At 53.0% G+C, this 2,388-nt stretch carries 3 protein-coding genes and 1 pseudogene; all 4 read left to right on the forward strand.

The features are described from left to right. Positions 1–92: 92 nt before the first annotated feature. A complete protein-coding gene (locus tag QWL29_RS26900) occupies positions 93–464 on the forward strand; it encodes a tyrosine-type recombinase/integrase (RefSeq protein WP_441295520.1) in 372 nt (123 codons plus the stop codon). Positions 465–476: 12 nt separating this feature from the next. Next, positions 477–1,274 (forward strand): DUF6387 family protein, encoded by a 798-nt coding sequence (locus tag QWL29_RS26425; protein WP_305825831.1) that lies wholly within the window; start codon positions 477–479, stop codon positions 1,272–1,274. Positions 1,275–1,366: 92 nt separating this feature from the next. After that, positions 1,367–1,591, forward strand: a complete 225-nt coding sequence (locus tag QWL29_RS26430) for a helix-turn-helix domain-containing protein (protein WP_305825832.1) — start codon at positions 1,367–1,369, stop codon at positions 1,589–1,591. Between the two features lie 263 nt (positions 1,592–1,854). Continuing rightward, positions 1,855–2,388, forward strand: a pseudogene (locus QWL29_RS26435) (hypothetical protein); the annotation flags it as partial.

Genomic DNA, 2,388 nt, shown 5'->3' on the forward strand with positions numbered 1-2,388 from the left:
AAAGGCCAGCTACGGCGAGGAATATGATCGCACGATACTAAACAGCTAACATCGTCACAAAAGTAGCGAGCGACCAGGTGTCCCGTGTACGCGTGCGGATCGACATGCAGGACGCGAAGGCCAGTGCGTACGTATTTCCGGCCAGTAGCGGGCCAGGTCACATGGCTCCACCAAATAAGCGATGGAAAGCGCTACTTGCCGAAGCGGGGCTTGAAAACCTACGGTTGCATGATTTGAGAAGGACCTTTGGTAGCTGGGCTGCGGCAGGGAATACGAGCCTACCATTGATCGGACGAATGCTCGGCCACAAGAGCACCGATGCTACCGCTGTGTATGCTCGTCTACACTTCGACCCGGTTAAAGAAGCGATGGAGGCCGCCACCGCCGCAATGTTGGCGAATCGAAAACAAACCGATGAGGTATTAGCCTCATTACCGCCCCTACCGCCGACCGAATCCCCATAAAGAGGACAGGCGATGGCAAAACCAAGGCAAGCAAGCTACGCGAGCACAGAGGACTTGGCGTGGTTCAAGATTGAGAACTACTCTGCAATTCGGGGACGCAGCAGTTCCGATTTCGCTAACTCAGAAGTGTCTGCTGTTACATACGCTCAGTGGGCTGCCTCGATCCGTGACCGTGTGGAACTGCTGAGATTTCTAGACGCGATGGAGCACGAATATGTTCTCCATCTATTCGAAAAGATAAAAGCGGATCCGCTCACGCATCTCGGTTTTGGGCAAAACTACATAGGTGGCACACATGTGGCCAATACCCCTACAGTAAAAGTCATCACTGCTAATCGTGTTCGCTGGTTGAACGAAGCAATGGTTCGGACGCACGCAGACGAGCGTGCTGCTGTTGACGTTCACACTGCATCAGACCCGAACAACGTATTCGGCGACTTCGCTCACGTGATGATTAACTTGCAAGCAACAGACCAGCAGATCCGAAACGACTTCGCAAAGTGGTTGAGCACATGGAGGGAGACAACTCCCAAAGTAACCAAGGGCGACTACCAAAACAAGATTAGACACTGGGCACAGGCGCAACTGTTACCTTACACGGACCTGGGGCTCTTTTCGAAAATTTACGGACGTCCAATTTCCGGAGCACGAAAATTCGAAATGCTTTTCCCGGAACAATCCGAGGAGGAGCGTGAAGCTCTTCGGCGCCGGTTGTCCGACATGCACAAGCTCGTTTTCACTGATGAGATGGCGAAGATCGTTGCGCATCTTGCCGAAAGTGAATCAGAAACAGGTTCCGGGGAAAGTTGAGGGTCAACTTTCTTCCTCGAACCAAACCCACAAGAGGTCCACTATCCAGTTGTTGACGCATTTCGCTGAACACAACTAAAAAGGACCTCTTCATGAATACCCCTCCTCCTCTAACACAATCCAGTCCCGGTTCCAGCCCGCTCGTATCTCGCAGAGAGGCTGCGGCGTACTTGGGCCTGGCGCCCCAAACGCTGGCCCAGTGGGCATGCAGCGGACGAGGACGCCTGCCAATGGTAAAAGTCGGACGAAAGGTACAGTATAAAAAAACTGACTTGGACGCCTTTATTGTCGCCAACACTCAGTGCACCCGTGCTTGAATCGACGAACGCTCGGCAGAACAAGCAACGTACTCAGCCATCGGAACCGGTGTGTCGTCAAGTGTTGCCCCATCTCCCTGCCGCCCGGCCGAAGGCTCTCACTCGCTTAGTTGATGCCACGATCTGAGCAGATGGCTATCGAGTGAAACCTGCCCGCAGACCGCCACGAAGCGGTCGACGAAGAAGCTCGTAGAAAGCACAACCTTCAGCCGGGGACAGTAACGATGTAAATCGTTTAAACAAAAATAAATGAAAGTATCAAAATGAATATTAACTTACAAAAAGAGAGCGCATCGACGCCCCCAGCAAACGAAGCGAGTGGTGTGATCAGCGTCAAGCAAATGACCGAGAACGGTAGCGACGTGTCTCCGTCCACAAATCAGCCATTCACAGTTTGCAATTTCGACAGCGCCAAGGACAACGTTCCCAAACCAGCCAACCTAACGTGGGCCCAGTTCTGCGTGTCGTTTAGTAAGCACCGCCAGCAAGAGCAAAAGGACGGCCCAGCGTGGTCGCCGGTCAGCTATTTGCCACACTCGAAGCGAGGCAATGCCGGCGTTGACCGCGTATTCCTTGCCGTGATTGATGTGGATAGTGGCGTCCCGTTGAAGGCAGTGCTTGGGCGCTTCGAAGGCTTTGCTTATCTTGCGCATAGCTCCCACAGCCATTCGCTGGACACTCCCAAATATCGAATAATTCTTCCCCTAGCTACACCAGTGGCGGCAGCTGAATGGCACGTTATGTGGGCACGCTGTAGTGGTCAAGTAATTTCGGACACGACGATAAGTTCTTTCTCT

Source organism: Massilia brevitalea, assembly GCF_030711405.1.
Lineage (GTDB): Bacteria > Pseudomonadota > Gammaproteobacteria > Burkholderiales > Burkholderiaceae_D > Telluria > Telluria brevitalea.